The following is a 17,600-nucleotide window of genomic DNA, read 5'->3' as shown; positions in this document are numbered from 1 at the left end:
GCGAAGCGCAGAGCCGGGATCCATGCCTGAGCCTTTCCGAAAGAGGTTCAGGCATGGATCCGGGGGCACCCTCCAGGGCCCCGGGATGAATCGGAAGCTGGTCTGGATGTCCGTTTTCCACCGCCTGAAGCACGCGCTCGTCATCGTGATCGCGCTGGTCGCAGCCTCGGTCGCATCGATCGCGCAGACCGCCGACGAAGCCTTCACGCGGCTCGCGGCCGACAGCTATTCCGATACCTCCCGCGCCATCGAGATTCTCGTTTCGACGGCCCACCCGAATGCCGCGCTGATCGTCGAAGCTCTGAATGACGGGCGCTTGCTGGCGGGGCCGGGCGGTGTCGCCGTGAAGACGGCCGCCGGAGGCTTTGTCGATGCCCGCACCGGGCAGGCCTTGGCCGCCGCGCCGGCCGATGTGAAGCCCGTTCGTCTCAACAACGCCGTGCGCCGGGCGGTTCAGGCCGCGCTCGGCGGTCTCGGCTTGCTCAATCCGGACGCCGCCAAACGCACAGCGGCGGCGGAGGCCGTGTTCAAGTCGCGCGATGCCGGCCTGTTGCCGGTCGTCGAGGCCGCGATCGGCAAGGAAACCAATCCCCGCGCGCTCGCCGCCCTGCGCCAGGCCCAGGCCGCGATCCTGATCGCCAAGCCAGATACGCAGCCGCTGGATCGGTTCGCGGCGATCGAAGTCCTGCGCGAGCGCGCCGATCAGGACGCATTGGCGACGCTGCGTGCCCTGCCGGGCGACGCGACGCCGGCCCTCAAGGAGGCGCAGGCCAAGGCAATCACCGCCATCGAAGGCCGTTTGAAGCTTTGGGCCGCCGCACAGAACCTCTGGTACGGGCTGTCGCTCGGCTCGGTGCTGCTGCTCGCCGCCATCGGGCTGGCCATCACCTTCGGCGTGATGGGCGTGATCAACATGGCCCATGGCGAGATGGTCATGCTCGGCGCCTACACCACCTTCGTGGTGCAGGAGGTGATCCGCTCCAATGCGCCCTGGCTGTTCGACTGGTCGCTCGCCATTGCGTTGCCGGCTGCCTTCATCGTCGCCGGCGCGGTCGGCATCGGCATCGAGCGCGGCATCATCCGCTTCCTTTACGGGCGCCCGCTGGAGACGCTGCTCGCGACCTGGGGCATCAGCCTGACCCTGCAGCAGGCGGTGCGCACTGCCTTCGGCCCGACCAATCGCGAGGTCGGTGCGCCCTCCTTCATGTCCGGCGCCTTCGAACTCGGTGGTTTAGCAATCACCTATAACCGACTCTGGATCATCGTCTTTGCCGCCTTGGTCTTCGCCGCGCTGCTCGCCATCCTGAAGCTGACGCCGATGGGCCTGCAGATGCGCGCGGTCACCCAGAACCGGCGCATGGCCTCCGCCATGGGCATCCGCACCGGCCGCATCGACGCGCTGACCTTCGGGCTGGGTTCGGGCGTCGCGGGCTTGGCCGGCGTCGCGCTGTCGCAGATCGACAATGTCAGCCCCAATCTTGGCCAAAGCTACATCATCGATAGCTTCATGGTCGTGGTCTTCGGCGGTGTCGGCAATTTGTGGGGCACGCTGGTCGGCGCGATGACGCTCGGCGTCGCCAACAAGCTGCTCGAACCCTATGCCGGCGCCGTGCTCGGCAAGATCGCGCTCTTGGTTTGCATCATCCTGTTCATCCAGAAGCGCCCGCGCGGCCTGTTCGCGCTCAAGGGCCGGGCGGTGGAAGCATGATTACCCGCTTCCTCCTGCAGAACATGGACAAGCGAGGGGGAATCTTCCTCGCGATCCTGCTCGGCCTGGCCGTGCTGGTGCCGCTGTCGAACCTGCTGCTGCCGGCGTCCTCGCCCTTCCATGTCCCGACCTCGACCATGTCGCTCTGGGGCAAGTACCTCTGCTACGCGCTGCTGGCGATCTCGCTCGATCTCGTCTGGGGCTATTGCGGCATCCTCAGCCTCGGCCACGGCGCCTTCTTCGCGCTCGGCGGCTACGCCATGGGCCTCTACCTGATGCGCCAGATCGGCTCGCGCGGGGTCTACGGCAACCCGATCCTGCCCGACTTCATGGTCTTCCTGAACTGGCAGGAATTGCCCTGGTACTGGTGGGGCTTCTCGTCCTTCCCCTTCGCGATGCTGATGGTGGTGGCCGTGCCCGGCCTGCTCGCCTTCGTCTTCGGCTGGTTCGCCTTCCGCTCACGCGTCACCGGCGTCTATCTCTCGATCATCACCCAGGCTCTGACCTACGCGCTGCTGCTCGCCTTCTTCCGCAACGACATGGGCTTCGGCGGCAACAATGGCCTGACCGATTTCAAGGACATCCTCGGCTTCAACATCCAGGCGCAGACGACGCGTGCCGCCCTGTTCTCGATGACCTGTGTCATGCTGGCGGCCGGCTTCCTGATTGCGCGCGGCATCGTCGTCTCGAAGCTCGGCAAGGTCGTCATCGCGATCCGCGACGCCGAATCACGCACCCGCTTCCTCGGCTACCGGGTCGACCGCTTCAAGCTCTTCGTCTTCACCGTCTCGGCCTGCATGGCGGGCGTCGCGGGCGCGCTTTACGTTCCGCAGGTCGGCATCATCAATCCCAGCGAATTCGCCCCGGCCAACTCGATCGAGACCGTGATCTGGGTCGCGGTCGGCGGGCGCGGCACGCTGGTCGGCGCGGCGCTCGGTGCCGTCGTGGTCAACTGGGCCAAGACGCTGTTCACCTCGGGCTTCATGGCGCCGTACTGGCTCTTCGCGCTGGGCGGCCTCTTCGTCGTCGTCACGCTCTTCCTGACCAAGGGCATTCTCGGCACCGCCGAAGCCTTATGGGCACGCCGCCGCAAATCCGACGACACACCGGCCGTCGAACCGGCCCCGGCGGAGTGAAGCGATGAATGCTCCCGTGCCCGGCGCATTGACCTCCTCGCTGCTCTATCTCGACGGCGTCAGCGTCTCCTTCGACGGCTTCAAGGCCATCCGCGGCTTGTCGCTGACCATCGAGCCCGGCGAGATGCGCGCCATCATCGGCCCCAACGGCGCCGGCAAGACCACGATGATGGACATCATCACCGGCAAGACGAAGCCCGATATCGGCACCGTGATGTTCGGCGGCAGCGTCGACCTGACCAAGCTCGACGAAGCCGCGATCGCCAATCTCGGCATCGGCCGCAAGTTTCAGAAGCCGACGGTGTTCGATTTCCACACCATCGAGGACAACATCCTGCTCGCGCTGAAATCGAAGCGCACAGTCGGCAAGACGCTGTTCTGGAAGACCGAGGCGCCGCAGCAGAAGCGTATCGACGATATCCTCGGCATCATCCGCCTTGCCGACCGGCGAGACAGGCTCGCAGGCTCGCTCTCGCATGGCCAGAAGCAGTGGCTGGAGATCGGCATGCTGCTGGCCCAGGACCCGAAGCTCCTGCTCGTCGACGAGCCGGCCGCCGGCATGACCGATGGCGAGACGGCGCAGACGGCGGTGCTGCTCAAGGAGATCGCGCGGGATCATTCCGTCATCGTCGTCGAGCACGACATGGGCTTCATCCGCGAGCTCGGCGTGAAGGTCACAGTGCTGCACGAGGGCGCGGTGCTGGCCGAAGGCCCGCTCGACCATGTCAGCGCCAACGAGCGCGTCGTCGAAGTCTATCTGGGGCGGTGAGATGCTGGCCATACCCTCTCTCGTCCTGCCGCTGATCCACACCGTCATCCCGGACGCAGCGAAGCGGAGATCCGGGATCCATCGTCGGGCTCCGGCGCTTTACGATGGATCCCGGATCGGCGCGGCTTCGCCGCTTGTCCGGGATGACGGCGCGTTTTTCCGCAATGCCGTGGCCGGGAACGGACCGCTGTCATGCTGACCGTCGACGCCATCAACCTCCATTACGGCGCTGCCCAGGCGCTCCGTCGCGTTTCCGTCACCGCCGAGACCGGCAAGGTCACTTGCGTGATGGGCCGCAACGGCGTCGGCAAGACCTCGCTGATGCGCGCCATCGTCGGCCACCAGCCGATTTCCGGCGGCCACATCCGCCTTGATGGAGAAGACATCTCGGCCCTGCGCAGCGAGGATCGCGCGCGGGCCGGCATCGCCTATGTGCCGCAGGGGCGGGAAATCTTCCCGCTGCTGACGGTGAAGGAGAATCTGGAGACCGGCTACGCGCCGCTGAAGCGCCGCGAGCGCTTCGTCCCGGATGAACTCTTCGACCTCTTCCCCGTGCTGAAGACCATGTTGGGCCGGCGCGGCGGAGACCTCTCGGGTGGCCAGCAGCAGCAACTCGCCATTGCGCGAGCGCTGGTCACCCGACCCAGGCTGCTGGTGCTGGACGAGCCGACCGAGGGCATCCAGCCCTCGATCATCAAGGATATCGGCCGCGCCATCGACTATCTCCGTCAAAAAGGCGGAATGGCAATCGTGCTCGTCGAGCAGTATTTCGACTTCGCCCGCGACCTTGCCGACACGATGTTCGTGATGGACCGCGGCGAGGTCGTGCTGTCCGGGCCGATGAGCGAGCTTGACGGCGCGCAGGTTCAGAGACTGATTCAGGTCTGATGCGCCTTTGCCTTGCCGACCATGCCTGACGGGAAGCTGCCCTGACGATGCTGGCGATAACCGATCTCCAGACCCTCGCACCGGCGCGGATGCAGCGCGCCCACGGGCAGGCGAGCGTCTCCTTCCATGCGCGTGACGGCCGGACTCGTCTCGATCGGCTGTTCCAGGAGGGCTGCGCAAAACTTCGCTTCCCGCGCCCGCTCGGCAACGAGGCCCCGCAGGCGATCCTCATCAACACGGCAGGCGGGCTGACCGGCGGAGACCGCTTCGGCACGGAGGTTGATCTGGCGGAAAACGCGCAGGCCTGCGTCACCACCCAGGCCTGCGAGCGTGTCTATCGCTCGACGGGGGCGGATGCCGTCGTCACCAACCGCCTGCGGCTCGCGGCCGGCGCCCGGCTCGCCTGGCTGCCGCAGGAGACGATCCTGTTCGAGGGCGGGCGCCTGTCCCGCACGCTCGATGCCGACCTGGCTGGTAATGCCGAACTGGTCGCCGTGGAGGCAGTGCTGTTCGGCCGGCAGGCGATGGGTGAGACCTTGCATAGCGGCCACCTGCACGACCGCTGGCGCATCAGGCGCGAGGGCCGCCTGATCTTCGCCGACGATCTGCGCGTCGAGGGCGATATCGCCGCCCGGCTCGCGCCGCAGCCCGCCATGGCCGGCTGCCGTGCGATGGCGACGGTGCTGTTCGCCGGTCCGGCACCTGAGCGCTTCCTGGATCAGGCCCGGTCGATCATAGGGCCGGGCGGCGGCGCCAGCGCCTGGAACGGCAAGTTTCTCGCGCGGCTGGTCGAGGAGACCGGGCTCGCGCTCCGGCGGCGGCTGGAGCCGCTGCTCACCCTTCTCCTGGGCGGCCGGCCGCTGCCCAAGGTCTGGCAACTCTAGGGACTGACGGCATGAACCTGACACCGCGCGAGAAGGACAAGCTCCTGATCTCCATGGCAGCCATGGTCGCCCGGCGCCGGCTCGAGCGCGGCGTCAAGCTCAACCATCCCGAGGCGATCGCCTTGATCAGCGATTTCGTGGTCGAGGGCGCGCGCGACGGCCGCAGCGTCGCCGACCTGATGGAGGCCGGCGCCCATGTCGTCGGCCGCGCGCAGGTCATGGAGGGCGTCGCCGAGATGATCCACGACGTGCAGGTCGAAGCCACCTTCCCGGACGGCACCAAGCTCGTCACCGTCCACGAACCCATCCGCTGAGCGCGCAAGCCGGAGGCTGCCATGAAGAGATTGTCGATCGCCCTGATCCTGAGCGTCGGTGCCGCAAGCCCGGCCTTTGCCCATCTCAACCCGGCCGAGCACGGCTCCTTCGCAGCCGGCTTCTCGCATCCCCTGTTCGGCGCGGACCATATCCTGGCGATGGTCGGCGTCGGCCTCTGGGCCTTCCTCGTCGGCGGGCGCGCCGTCTGGGCCATTCCCGCTGCCTTCGTCGTCACGATGATGCTCGGCTTCGCCGCGGCGCTCGCCGGCATCGGCCTGCCTTTCGTCGAGCCGACCATCGCGGCCTCGGTCGTGGTGCTCGGCCTGCTGGCTTTGGTCGCATTGCAGGTCCCGGTCGCGGTCGGCATGGCGGTTGTCGGCTTCTTCGCGCTGTTCCACGGCTATGCCCATGGCGGTGAGATGGGCGAGGCGACGAGCCTCTCCTTCATGATCGGCTTCGCGCTGGCGACAGCCCTGCTGCATGCGGTCGGCATCGGTATCGGCCTTGCCGGCAACGCGCTTTCGCATCGCGGCCGGATCGCGGCGCGCATCGCCGGTGGTTTGACCGCGCTTGGCGGCCTCTGGCTGGTCGCGGGAGTCTGATCGCATGATCCCCGGAGAGGTCTTTCCCGCCGAGGGCGATATCATCCTCAATGCGTGCGCGCAGCAGGTCACGCTGCTCGTCGCCAATACCGGCGACCGGCCGATCCAGGTCGGCTCGCACTACCATTTCTTCGAGACCAACGACGCGCTCGATTTCGACCGCGCTGCCGCTCGCGGCATGCGGCTCGACATCGCCGCAGGCACCGCGGTGCGCTTCGAGCCCGGCCAGCAGCGCGAGGTCCGCCTCGTGCCGTTCGGCGGCGGGCGCGCCGTCTACGGCTTCCAGCAGAAGGTGATGGGGAAACTCTGATGCCGGCCAAGCTCTCCCACGCCGCCTATGCGCAGATGTATGGACCGACGGTCGGCGACCGCGTCCGTCTCGCCGACACCGATCTCATCATCGAGGTCGAGAAGGACTTCACCGTCTATGGCGAGGAGGTGAAGTTCGGCGGCGGCAAGGTCATCCGTGACGGCATGGGCCAGAGCCAGGCGAGCCGCGCCGAGGGCGCGGTCGATACCGTCATCACCAACGCGCTGATCGTCGATCACTGGGGCATCGTGAAGGCCGATATCGGCCTGAAGGACGGGCGGATCGTCGCGATCGGCAAGGCCGGCAATCCGGATACGCAGCCCGGCGTCACCATCGTCATCGGCCCTGGCACCGAGGCCATCGCCGGCGAGGGCAAGATCCTCACCGCCGGCGGCGTCGACGCGCATATCCATTTCATCTGCCCGCAGCAGATCGACGAGGCGCTGATGGCCGGCATCACCACCATGCTCGGCGGCGGCACCGGCCCGGCCCATGGCACGCTGGCGACGACCTGCACGCCCGGCCCCTGGCATCTCGGCCGGATGATCCAGTCCTTCGACGCGGTGCCGATCAATCTCGGCCTGTCCGGCAAGGGCAATGCCTCGAAGCCGGCCGCGTTGATCGAGATGATCGAGGGCGGCGCCTGCGCGCTCAAGCTCCACGAAGACTGGGGCACGACGCCGGCCGCGATCGACAACTGCCTCAGCGTTGCCGACGATCACGACATCCAGGTCATGATCCACACCGACACGCTGAACGAGAGCGGCTTCGTCGAGGATACGGTCGCGGCCTTCAAGGGGCGCACCATCCATGCCTTCCACACGGAAGGCGCGGGTGGCGGCCACGCGCCGGATATCATCAAGGTCTGCGGGCTCCCGAACGTTATCCCGTCCTCGACCAATCCGACGCGGCCCTACACGCAGAACACCATCGCCGAGCATCTCGACATGCTCATGGTCTGCCATCACCTCTCGCCCTCGATCCCCGAGGACATCGCCTTCGCCGAGAGCCGCATCCGCAAGGAGACGATCGCGGCCGAGGATATCCTGCACGATATCGGCGCCTTCTCGATCATCTCGTCGGACAGCCAGGCCATGGGCCGCGTCGGCGAAGTGCCGATCCGGACCTGGCAGACAGCTCACAAGATGAAGGTCCAGCGCGGGCGCTTAGCCAGCGAGACCGGCGACAACGACAATCTGCGCGTGCGCCGCTATATCGCGAAATACACGATCAATCCGGCGATCGCGCAGGGCTTGTCGAAGCATGTCGGTTCGGTCGAGGTGGGAAAGCGCGCCGATCTCGTGCTCTGGAGCCCGGCCTTTTTCGGCGTGAAGCCGGAGATGGTGCTGGTCGGAGGCATGATTGCGGCCGCCCCGATGGGCGATCCCAACGCCTCGATCCCGACCCCACAGCCGATGCACTACCGGCCGATGTTCGGCGCCATGGGCCGCGCGCCGGCGATGTGCTCGGTGACCTTCGTCAGCGCAGCCGCAATCGCCAATGGCCTGAAGGACAAGCTCGGTGTCGCCAAGGGCATGCTCGCGATCGAGAACACGCGCGGCGGCATCTCCAAGGCATCGATGGTCCTGAACGACGCGACGCCCCACATGGAGGTCGATCCCGAGACCTACGAGGTGCGCGCCGATGGCGAGCTCCTGACCTGCGAACCCGCGACCGTGCTGCCGATGGCGCAGCGCTATTTCCTGTTCTGATCCGAGGCCTGCGATGCTCCGCGCCATCTCCCATAGCCACGGCGGCAGCGGCGAGCCTGCCGGCACGCTCCGCCTCGACCATGCCGCCCGCCACCTGCGCCGCAAGCTCGTCACCACCGACCAGGGCGAGGCGATCATGGTCGATCTGCCCGAGCCGGTGCTCTTCGCCGATGGCGATCGGCTCGTGCTGCAGGATGGCCGCAGCGTCGCGATCGTCGCGGCAGAGGAGGAGCTCTACGAGGTGTCTCCCGGGCCGGGCTGCCCGCTGCGCCATCTCGCCTGGCATCTGGGCAACCGCCACTTGCCGGCGCAGATCGACGAAACCCGCATCCTGATCCAGCGTGACCATGTCATCCGGGCGATGCTGGAAGGCCTCGGCGCTTCCCTGCGCGAGGTCGTCGCACGCTTCCAGCCGGTGCATGGCGCCTATCACGCGCATGGGCATGATCACGGGCACAGCCATCATCATGGTCATGGCCTCGACCATCACCACCACCATGACTGAGGCCGTCGCGCTCGCCCGCCTGATGACCTGGCTCTCTCCGGCCTTTCCGGTCGGGTCTTTCGCCTATAGTCACGGGCTGGAACGGGCGATCCATGACGGGTTGATCCGGGATCGGCAGAGCCTGTTGGGATGGCTGGAGACCCTGCTGGAACAGGGCTCAGCCTGGAATGACGCTGTCCTGCTGGCCGAAACCTGGCGCAAGATCGGCGCGGGTGATGACATCGCAGACGTCGCGGAACTGGCCGAGGCCATGTCGGGCTCACGCGAGCGACATATGGAGACGACGCTGCAAGGCGGTGCCTTCGTCGATGCGATGGCTGCCTGGAGCGGCTACCCGGCAGGCGGAGAGGGGCCGATCGCATATCCCGTGGCCGTCGGCTCGGCCGCGGCGCGCTACGGCATCGCGCTCGGCGACGCGCTCACCGCCTATCTCCACGCCTTCGCCTCCAACCTCGTCCAGGCCTGCGTGCGGCTGGTGCCGCTCGGCCAACGCGACGGGGTGGCGACGCTCGCCGCGCTGGAACCCGTCATCCTGCGTACCGCCCGGCGCGCCGCCGCCGCGACGCTGGACGATCTCGGCTCCTGCACTATTCGCGCCGACATCCTCTCGATGAACCACGAAACGCAGTATTCAAGGGTCTTTCGCTCGTGAACTCCCCCAATGGTCCGCTCCGCGTCGGCATCGGCGGCCCGGTCGGCGTCGGCAAGACCACGCTCACCGAGAAGCTCTGCAAGGCGATGCGCGAGCGCTACTCCGTCGCCGTCGTTACCAACGACATCTTCACCAAGGAGGACGAGCTGATCCTCAACCGGCTGCAGGCCTTGCCGGAAGAGCGCATCATCGGCGTCGAGACCGGCGGCTGCCCGCATACCGCGATCCGCGAGGATGCCTCGATCAATCTCGCCGCCATCGCCGAGATGCGCCGCCGCTTCCCCGATCTCGATATCGTCTTCATCGAATCCGGCGGCGACAACCTCGCCGCGACCTTCTCGCCCGATCTCGCCGACATCACGCTCTATGTCATCGACGTCGCGGGCGGCGAGAAGATCCCGCGCAAGGGTGGGCCGGGGATTACGCGCTCGGACCTGCTGATCATCAACAAGATCGACCTCGCGCCCTATGTCGGGGCCAATCTCGACGTGATGCGTTCGGACACCGAAAAGCAGCGCGCCGGCCGGCCCTTCGTCTTCAGCGACCTCAACCGGCTCACCGGGGTCGAGGAGATCGTCGCCTTCATCGAGAAGAACGGCGGTCTCGCCGCCGCGCAATAGCGGTCGGCGCCAGCCGTATTGGCGCCCGTCGGCGAAGGCGCCGATGCGCCAGCCGGCGCAGCTCCCGGCCGTCCCGGTTGAGCCGCGCCGCTGAGGCGGATTCGTCGTTCAGGTCCGGCCAGCCTCGGTCGGCTGACGGATGAAATGGCCGGGGCCGATCTCGACCAGCGCGGTCGGCGGCGCCTGCCAGTCGAGCTTTCGGATCGGGCTTGGCAATTCGTCGACGGCGAGTTCGCGCCTGAACGCCCGGCGGCTGGGATCGGGCACAGGCACCGCCGCCAGCAGCTTGCGCGTATAGGGGTGGCGCGGATCGGAGAATACGGCCTCGCGCGGGCCGATCTCGACGATTTCGCCGAGATACATCACCGCCACGCGATGGCTGACGCGCTCGACCACCGCCATGTCATGCGAGATGAAGAGATAGGCGAGGCCGAGCTCGGCCTGCAGGTCGAGCATCAGGTTCAGCACCTGCGCCTTCACGGAAACGTCGAGCGCCGAGACCGCCTCGTCCGCCACGACGAGCTTCGGCGAGAGCGCGAGCGCCCGGGCGATCGCGATGCGCTGGCGTTGGCCGCCGGAGAACTCGTGCGGAAAACGCACATGCATCTCGGGCGCGAGCCCGACCTTGCGCAGCAGTTCGGCGACACGCTCCTGCGCTTCCGCTCCCTTCGCTAGGCCATGAACGAGGATCGGCTCGGCTAGCGCGCTGCCGATGCTCTTGCGCGGGTTGAGGCTGGCGAAAGGATCCTGGAAGATCATCTGCATGTCGCGGCGGGCATCGCGCAATTCGCTCTTGCCGAGCCCGGTGACGTCGCGCCCGCCGAAGCGGACGCTGCCGAAGGAAGGCTCGACCAGCCGCAGGATCGAGCGCCCGGTCGTCGACTTGCCGCAGCCCGACTCGCCGACCAGCGCCAGTGTCTCGCCGCGCCGCAGGCTGAAACTGACGTCCTCGACGGCATGGACTTGGCCCCGCAAGCGTCCGAGCAGGCCGCCGCGGATGCCGAAGCGGGTGGTCAGCCCCGCGACTTCGAGCAAGGGCGGCTCGGCCGCCGCGACCGTGTCGGGCTGCTCGACCGGCTTGCCCTCGACCTTGCCGTTTTCGGGGTCGATGCGCGGAAAGCGTAGCGGACGGCCATGGCCCTCCATGTCGCCGAGCTTGGGCACTGCCGCCAGCAGCGCCTTGGTGTAGCCGTGGACGGGATTATTGAAGACCTGTGAGGCCGGTGCGTCTTCCAGCTTCCGACCCTTCCACATCACCACGACGCGGTCGGCGATCTCGGCGACGACGCCCATGTCATGGGTGATGAAGAGCACGGACATCCGCTCCTCGTCCTGCAGCGTCTTGATCAGCTCCAGGATCTGCGCCTGGATCGTCACGTCGAGCGCCGTCGTCGGCTCGTCGGCGATCAGGAGCTTGGGTTTGCAGGCGAGCGCGGTTGCGATCATCACGCGCTGGCGCATGCCGCCGGAGAGCTGGTGCGGATGATTGTCGAAGCGTGTCTTCGCCGAGGGGATGCGCACCTTGTCGAGCATGCGCAACGCCTCGGCCTTGGCCGCGCCGCTATCCAGCCCGCGATGATAGCGGAGCGCCTCGGCGATCTGGAAACCGACGGTGAGCACCGGGTTGAGGCTCGTCATCGGCTCCTGGAAGATCATCGCGACATCATTGCCGCGGACCTTGCGCATCTCCTCTTCCCTGAGCGCGAGCAAGTCGCGGCCCTCCAGCGCGACGCGGCCCTGGATGCGTCCGTTGGCGGCCGAGACCAACCGCATGATCGAGAGCGCGGTCACGCTCTTGCCCGAGCCGGATTCGCCGACGATGGCCACGGTCTCGCCGGGGGCCACGTCGAAGCTCAGGTCCTCGACGGCCCAGCGCCATTGCCCGCCGACGCGGAAGGCGGTCTGGAGGTTCTCGACGGAGAGGACGGGATCGCTCATCGCTCGCCCTTCAACTTGGGGTCGATGGCGTCGCGCAGGCCGTCGCCGAGGACATTGAGCGCGAAGACGACGACGAGGATCGCGAGCGAGGGCGCCAGCACCAGCCAGTAGCTGTCGAGGATGTTCTCGAAGCCCTCGCGGATCATGCCGCCCCAGGTCGCGATCGGCGGCTTCACGCCGAGGCCGATGAAGGCGAGCGAGGCCTCGGTGCGGATGGCGTTGGCGAGCCAGAGCGAGGCCATCACCAGGATTTCCGGGAAGATGTTGGGCAGGATATGGCCGGCCATGATGCGTGCGTCGGAGAAGGCGAGCGCCCGGCCGGCGCCGATATAGTCGCGCTCCTTGACCGTGATCGTCGGGGCCCGCGCGATCCGGGCGAAGGAGGGGATCGAGGTCAGCGCGATCGCGATGGTGATGTTCTCCATCGAGGGGCCGAGCATGGCGACGAGGATCAGGCCGAGGATCAGCGACGGGAAGGCGAGGAGGATATCCATCGCCTGCATCACGACGACGTCGAAGCGCCCGCCATAGTAGCCGGCAAGCAAGCCGATCAGCGAGCCGACGACCATCGCGATGACCGTCGAGGCGATGCCGATCACCAGCGAGATCCGGGCGCCGTAGAGCAGCCGCGAGAGGATGTCGCGGCCGAAATAGTCGGTGCCGAGATAGAAATCGTCATGCGGCGGCTGGAGCCGCGACAGGATGTTCTGCTCGAGCGGATCATGCGGGGCGATGACGGGCGCCAGCACGGCCGCGAGGATCACCGCGACGACGATGGCGAGCCCGATCCAGGAGGTCTTGTTGGCATTGAAGGCGCCGATCGTCGCCTTCAGCCAGCGCCGGCGCGGCGGGGCGACGGGGGCTGCATCATGGACGGAGGTGCTCATGACAGCTTCACCATCATGACAGTTTCACTCTTGGATCGACGAGGGCGTAGGTGATGTCGGTCGCGATGTTCACGAGGACGACGATCAGCGTGTAGATCACCATCATGCCCTGCAGCATGGTGTAGTCGCGCTGGTTCAGCGCACCGACGATCAGCTTGCCGAGGCCCGGCCGGTTGAAGACGATCTCGGTCAGCACCGAATTACCGATCAGTATGCCGAGATAGAGGCCCACGATCGTGATGATCGGGATCAGCGCGTTGCGCAGCGCATGCCGCCAGATTACCACCCGCCAAGGCACGCCCTTGGCGCGGGCGCTGCGGACGTAATCCTCCTGCATCACCTCCAGCATGGCCGAGCGCGCGACGCGCGTGATGTAGGCCGCCATGATCAATCCGAGATTGAGCGCCGGCAGCGCCATCGCCTGAAACCACGCCGAGAACGAGCCGCTGCCGGCCGAGATCACCGGGAACCAGCGCAGCATGATGGCGAAGAGGATCAGCAGGATGATCGCCGAGACGAAGGGCGGGAAGGAAAGCCCGAGCAGCGAGGCGATGCGGGTGACATAATCCGGCATGCGGTTGCGGTTAACCGCGGCCCAGACCCCGAGCGGCACGCCGATGACGATGCCGATCGCCATCGAGACGAGGGTGAGCTCGATCGTCCAGGGCAGGACGGCAAGCACCTCCTGGATCACCGGCCGGCCGGTGACGAGCGAGACGCCCCAGTCGCCGCGCACGGCACCGGCGAGGAAGCTGAAATACTGCTCGCTCATCGACGCATCGAGGCCGAGCCGCGTGCGCATCGCGGCGATGGCCGCGGCATCGGCCTGGTCGCCGAGGATCACCTGCGCAGGGTCGCCGGGGACGATGCGCACGACGACGAACACGAGCGAGAGCACCGCCCAGAGCGTGACGATGGCGAAGCCGAGGCGTTTGACGAGAAAGGCGCTCATGATGCCGCCGGTCGTTGAGAAGCTGTTGATCCGGCAAGAAGCCCGGATCGCTGGGTACGGACACCCGGCCGTCATCCCGGGCTTGACCAGGGATCCATCGGAGGGCTGCGGTGCTCTACGATGGATCCCGGATCTGTGCCGCTTCGCGGCTTGTCCGGGAAGACGCCGGGGTTCCTTGTAAGATCGGAAAATCCGACCTCACTTCGTGAAGCGCGTCGTCTCCAGCACCGGCGGGCCGAGATTGAGCGAGGCCTTGAGCTCGTAGCCGAGATCGAGGCTGTCCTTGTAAGCCCAGAGCTGCATCATCTCGTTGACGGGAATCGCGCAGACCTCGGCGATGATCTTCTCCTGCGCGGTCTTCCACAAAGCGAGCTGCTTGGCCTTGTCGGTCTCCGAACGGGCAGCGTCGATCTCGGCGTCGGCGACCTTGCAATGCGAGAAATTGGTCACCGCCGTCGGCGTCTTCACGATCGCGCGCGAATGGAAGAACTGCGAGAGATAGACATCCGCCACCGGGAAGCGCGCCGCCTGGAAATGCACGACCTGCGAGAGGTCCTGCCGGATCTGCTGGTGGAAGGTCGCGTGCTCCACCGGCTGGATCTCCAGGGTGATGTTCGCCTTCTTCAGCAGGGCCTGCACCGCCTCGGTGAAGCTCAGCATCGAGGGCAGGGTGGTGTTGATCGCCTTGATGGTGACGCCGTTGGGGAAGCCGGCCTCCGCCAATAGCGCCTTGGACTTGGCGAGGTCGAAGGGCAGGAGCGGGGCCTTCTCGTCCGTACCGAGATAGCCTGACGGCACGACCGAGACGGCCGGGCGCGAGATGTTCTTGCCGCGGAACTGCCAGATCGCGTTGCGGTCGATGGCATAGGCGATCGCCTGCCGGACCTTGATGTTGTCGAGCGGCGGTTGGCTCATGTTGAGATGGAGCATCGACATCTCGGCCGGTCCCATCGCCACGACCTTGACGCCGGGCAGTGCCGTCATTCGATCGACCCAGGCCTGTTCCTGCCGGCCGAGCATCATGTCGAGCTCGCCGGACTGGAAGGCGAGATCGCGCGAGGAGTCGGAGGGGATGAAGCGGTAGAGGATCTCGGTCAGCTTAGGCTTGCCGCGGAAATAGTTCGGGTTGGCGACGAGCTTGGCGTATTGCTGCGGCACATATTCCTGGAACATGAACGGGCCGGTGCCGACCGGCTTCTTGGCGAAGCCGTCCTTGCCCAGTTCCTCGGCGGCCTTCTTACAGACCATGTTGCCGCCATGGTAGTTCATGACGATGCCGAGCAGGCTCGGGATCGGCTCCTTCAGCGCGATCTTGACGGTGTACTTGTCCGGCGCCTCGATCGACTGCACCGCGCTGTAGTCCGACGAGAAGGCGGAGCTGTCCTTGGAGGAGGCCCGCTTCAGCGAATAGACGGCGTCCTCCGCGGTGAACTCGCCATAGCCATGGTGGCACTGCACGCCCTGGCGCAGCTTGAAGGTCCATTCCTTGCCGTCTGCCGAGGATATCCAACTCTCGGCGAGATCGGGCTCCATGAATTCGGGCGAAAGCTCGCCGGGCTTGATGCGAACGAGCCCGTTGAACATCCATTGCAGCATCGCCTTGCCGGGCGTGCCGGAATTCAGGTGCGGGTCGAGCACGCCGGCATCCGAGCTCTGCATGCCGACGGTGAGCACGGTCTTCTGCGCGAGGGCCGGACTGGCCATCAGCGCGCCGGCCAACAGGGCGGCGAGGATCGAAACGGGTCTCTTCATGGCTCTTCCCCTGCTTTTGTCGTTGAGCGTGATGATCGAGATCGGGTGGCGGCGCTCTCCCGGCGCCGTTGCTAAAGCGTGTCCTCCAGCCTGCAATTAACCAGCAATTCCGCGACGGTGGCATTGTTGGGCAGCGCCAGGACGGTGGCAACCAGTTCGGCGAGATCGGCCGGCTGGGTCATCGCTTCCGGCGGTAGCGCGGTGCTCGCGGCCGTCATGTCGGTGCGCACGAAGGACGGGCACAGCGCCGTCGCGCGCACGCCCTTGTCCCAGGCGATGCGCCGCGCCGCGTGGTTGAGCGCGATCATCGCATGCTTGGTCATGTTGTAGGCGACATGGTCGTTACGCACGCGCTTGCCCGACATCGAGGCGACATTGACGATGCGCCCGGCGCCGCAGGCTTCGAGATGCGGTAGCGCGCAATGGATCAGGTTGAGCGGCCCCTTGCAGTTCGCCGCCCAGATCGCGTCGAGCGTCGCTTCATCAGGCGCGCGCAGGGTCATGTGGCTGCTCATGCCGGCATTGTTGACGAGCCCGTCGATCCGGCCGAAGCGGGCCGCGGCTGCATCGACCCAGGCGCGGTGGCTCGTCCAGTCGGTGGCACCATAGCGCGCGACATGGAGACGCGACGGGTCCCATTCGGCGCTCATCGTCTTCAATGAGTTCAGATCGCGCCCGCCGAGGCTGAGGCTGTAGCCTTGTTCGTGCAGCAATTCGGCGATGGCGCGGCCGATGCCGCGATTGGCGCCGGAGATCAGGATGACGCGTCCATCGGGAGGCAGCATGGCGGGGCGATTTCCTATCCGTGCAAGGTGAGTTCGGCAGCCGGTCGGGTGCCCTCGGCGAAGCGGTTCAGCCGGAAAGGCGAAAGATCGAAGCGGGGTCGCCGTCCCAGGGCGAGATCGGCCAGGATCTCGCCGGTGACCGGGCCGATGCCGAAGCCGTGCCCGGAGAAGCCGGCGGCGACGACGAGTCCTTCCAATCCGGTCTCGGCATCGATCGCGGGCAGGGCGTCCGGCGTCAGATCGATCAATCCGCCCCAGAGCCGGGCGATGCCGGCTTCCGCCAGCGCCGGCAGAACCAGCGTCGTGCGGGCGATCAGCGCCGCGATATCGCGGCTGCGCGGGGCGAGCGAAGCTTCGGTCCAGCTCGTGGGATCATGCGGCCAGTCGCCGATGCCGGTGGTGACGCGCAGGCGCCCGTCGATCTCCTGCCGCCCGGCGCAATCCGCGTTGGCGACGCCGAAGACCGGGGCGAGCAAGGGCGGCAGCGGCACGCTCTGCATGACGCAGACGAGCTTGACGATCAGCGGCAGGGCAAGGCCGAGCGGCCCCAGCAGCTCGGGCGCATGGATGCCGGTCGCCAGGATGACGCGGTCAGCGGAGATGGTTTCGCCGCTCGACGTCTCGACGCCGGTGACCCTTTCGCCCGAGCTGGTCAGCGCGCGAACCGGCACGCCTTCGTGGGTCACGGCGCCATGCCGGCGGCCAGCCTCGGCATAGGCTCGCACGGCAGGCACCGGATCGGCATGGCCGTCGCCCGGGCAGAAGGAGGCGGCGAGGATGCCGGGCCCGATCGCCGGGGCCCTGGCGCGGATCGCGGCGTTGTCGGGCAGGTATTCGATGGTCAGGCCCAGCTTGCCCTGCTGCACGACCAGCTCGCGGATGACCGTCACTTCCGCTTCGGTCCGCGCCAGCCGCAGATTGCCGTGGCGGCGATAGCCGGTCGGTGCGCCGAGCTCTTCGTCGAGCCCGCCCCAGCGCTCGACCGCCGCCTTCGCCAGCGGCAATTCGGCGGGATCGCGGCCGGATTGGCGGACGCCACCGAGCGTCCAGCTCGACGCCATCGCCGCGAGATTGCGCGCTTCCAGCAGCGTCACGGAATGGCCGGCCCGCGCGATCTCGTAGGCGGCCGAAACCCCGCTGATCCCACCCCCGACGATGACGACGTCCGGCATGGCGGCGCCCGGC

At 67.1% G+C, this 17,600-nt stretch carries 18 protein-coding genes; 12 read left to right on the top strand and 6 right to left on the bottom strand.

All coding sequences use genetic code 11. The features are described from left to right. The first annotated feature begins 106 nt into the window (after positions 1–106). The 12 genes from urtB (at position 107) to ureG (ending at position 10,101) form a co-directional block, all read left to right on the top strand. Positions 107–1,708, top strand: a complete 1,602-nt coding sequence (gene urtB / locus JHD80_RS02735) for an urea ABC transporter permease subunit UrtB (protein WP_199084840.1) — start codon at positions 107–109, stop codon at positions 1,706–1,708. Then, complete coding sequence (gene urtC, locus JHD80_RS02730; protein WP_199084839.1) at positions 1,705–2,844, top strand: urea ABC transporter permease subunit UrtC; 1,140 nt, start codon at positions 1,705–1,707, stop codon at positions 2,842–2,844. Before urtB ends, urtC begins: the two co-directional genes overlap by 4 nt. Positions 2,845–2,848: 4 nt before the next feature. After that, positions 2,849–3,613, top strand: coding sequence for an urea ABC transporter ATP-binding protein UrtD (gene urtD, locus JHD80_RS02725; protein ID WP_199084838.1), 765 nt, complete (start codon positions 2,849–2,851; stop codon positions 3,611–3,613). A gap of 192 nt (positions 3,614–3,805) precedes the next feature. Further along, positions 3,806–4,501, top strand: a complete 696-nt coding sequence (gene urtE, locus JHD80_RS02720) for an urea ABC transporter ATP-binding subunit UrtE (RefSeq protein WP_199084837.1) — start codon at positions 3,806–3,808, stop codon at positions 4,499–4,501. 47 nt (positions 4,502–4,548) lie between these two features. Then, positions 4,549–5,385 carry an urease accessory protein UreD gene (locus tag JHD80_RS02715; RefSeq protein WP_199084836.1) on the top strand — a complete coding sequence of 279 codons (837 nt, stop codon included), beginning with the start codon at positions 4,549–4,551 and terminating at the stop codon, positions 5,383–5,385. A gap of 11 nt (positions 5,386–5,396) precedes the next feature. Next, positions 5,397–5,699: an urease subunit gamma gene (locus JHD80_RS02710; protein ID WP_199084835.1), complete on the top strand. Its 303-nt coding sequence runs from the start codon at positions 5,397–5,399 to the stop codon at positions 5,697–5,699. A 21-nt stretch (positions 5,700–5,720) separates the two neighbouring features. Beyond that, positions 5,721–6,302, top strand: coding sequence for a HupE/UreJ family protein (locus JHD80_RS02705; RefSeq protein ID WP_199084834.1), 582 nt, complete (start codon positions 5,721–5,723; stop codon positions 6,300–6,302). Positions 6,303–6,306: 4 nt separating this feature from the next. Continuing rightward, positions 6,307–6,612: an urease subunit beta gene (locus JHD80_RS02700; protein WP_199084833.1), complete on the top strand. Its 306-nt coding sequence runs from the start codon at positions 6,307–6,309 to the stop codon at positions 6,610–6,612. Continuing rightward, positions 6,612–8,324 (top strand): urease subunit alpha, encoded by a 1,713-nt coding sequence (ureC, locus tag JHD80_RS02695; protein WP_199084832.1) that lies wholly within the window; start codon positions 6,612–6,614, stop codon positions 8,322–8,324. The genes JHD80_RS02700 and ureC overlap by 1 nt, the downstream gene beginning before the upstream one ends. A 13-nt stretch (positions 8,325–8,337) precedes the next feature. After that, positions 8,338–8,829 (top strand): urease accessory protein UreE, encoded by a 492-nt coding sequence (locus tag JHD80_RS02690; protein ID WP_199084831.1) that lies wholly within the window; start codon positions 8,338–8,340, stop codon positions 8,827–8,829. Then, complete coding sequence (locus JHD80_RS02685; protein WP_199084830.1) at positions 8,768–9,481, top strand: urease accessory protein UreF; 714 nt, start codon at positions 8,768–8,770, stop codon at positions 9,479–9,481. The genes JHD80_RS02690 and JHD80_RS02685 overlap by 62 nt, the downstream gene beginning before the upstream one ends. Beyond that, entirely contained in the window at positions 9,478–10,101 is a 624-nt protein-coding gene (gene ureG, locus JHD80_RS02680) for an urease accessory protein UreG (RefSeq protein WP_199084829.1), read from the top strand. Before JHD80_RS02685 ends, ureG begins: the two co-directional genes overlap by 4 nt. A gap of 108 nt (positions 10,102–10,209) precedes the next feature. On the opposite strand, the gene JHD80_RS02675 is transcribed toward ureG, so the two are convergent. From JHD80_RS02675 to JHD80_RS02650, 6 genes are all read right to left on the bottom strand, one after another. Continuing rightward, entirely contained in the window at positions 10,210–12,039 is a 1,830-nt protein-coding gene (locus JHD80_RS02675) for an ABC transporter ATP-binding protein (RefSeq protein ID WP_199084828.1), read from the bottom strand. Continuing rightward, the gene (locus tag JHD80_RS02670; protein ID WP_199084827.1) at positions 12,036–12,926 is read right to left on the bottom strand and encodes an ABC transporter permease; all 891 of its coding nucleotides are present in this window, start codon (positions 12,924–12,926) and stop codon (positions 12,036–12,038) included. Before JHD80_RS02670 ends, JHD80_RS02675 begins: the two co-directional genes overlap by 4 nt. A gap of 13 nt (positions 12,927–12,939) precedes the next feature. Next, the gene (locus tag JHD80_RS02665; protein ID WP_199084826.1) at positions 12,940–13,878 is read right to left on the bottom strand and encodes an ABC transporter permease; all 939 of its coding nucleotides are present in this window, start codon (positions 13,876–13,878) and stop codon (positions 12,940–12,942) included. A gap of 198 nt (positions 13,879–14,076) precedes the next feature. Further along, the gene (locus JHD80_RS02660) at positions 14,077–15,630 is read right to left on the bottom strand and encodes an ABC transporter substrate-binding protein (protein WP_199084825.1); all 1,554 of its coding nucleotides are present in this window, start codon (positions 15,628–15,630) and stop codon (positions 14,077–14,079) included. Positions 15,631–15,701: 71 nt separating this feature from the next. Further along, positions 15,702–16,415 carry an SDR family NAD(P)-dependent oxidoreductase gene (locus JHD80_RS02655; protein ID WP_199084824.1) on the bottom strand — a complete coding sequence of 238 codons (714 nt, stop codon included), beginning with the start codon at positions 16,413–16,415 and terminating at the stop codon, positions 15,702–15,704. Positions 16,416–16,429: 14 nt separating this feature from the next. Then, a complete protein-coding gene (locus tag JHD80_RS02650; protein ID WP_199084823.1) occupies positions 16,430–17,587 on the bottom strand; it encodes an NAD(P)/FAD-dependent oxidoreductase in 1,158 nt (385 codons plus the stop codon). Positions 17,588–17,600: the final 13 nt, after the last annotated feature.

Source organism: Allobosea sp. ASV33, assembly GCF_016428755.1.
Lineage (GTDB): Bacteria > Pseudomonadota > Alphaproteobacteria > Rhizobiales > Beijerinckiaceae > Allobosea.
Note: the sequence above shows the minus strand (reverse complement) of the source record. Positions and strands in the feature narration are given on the sequence as shown.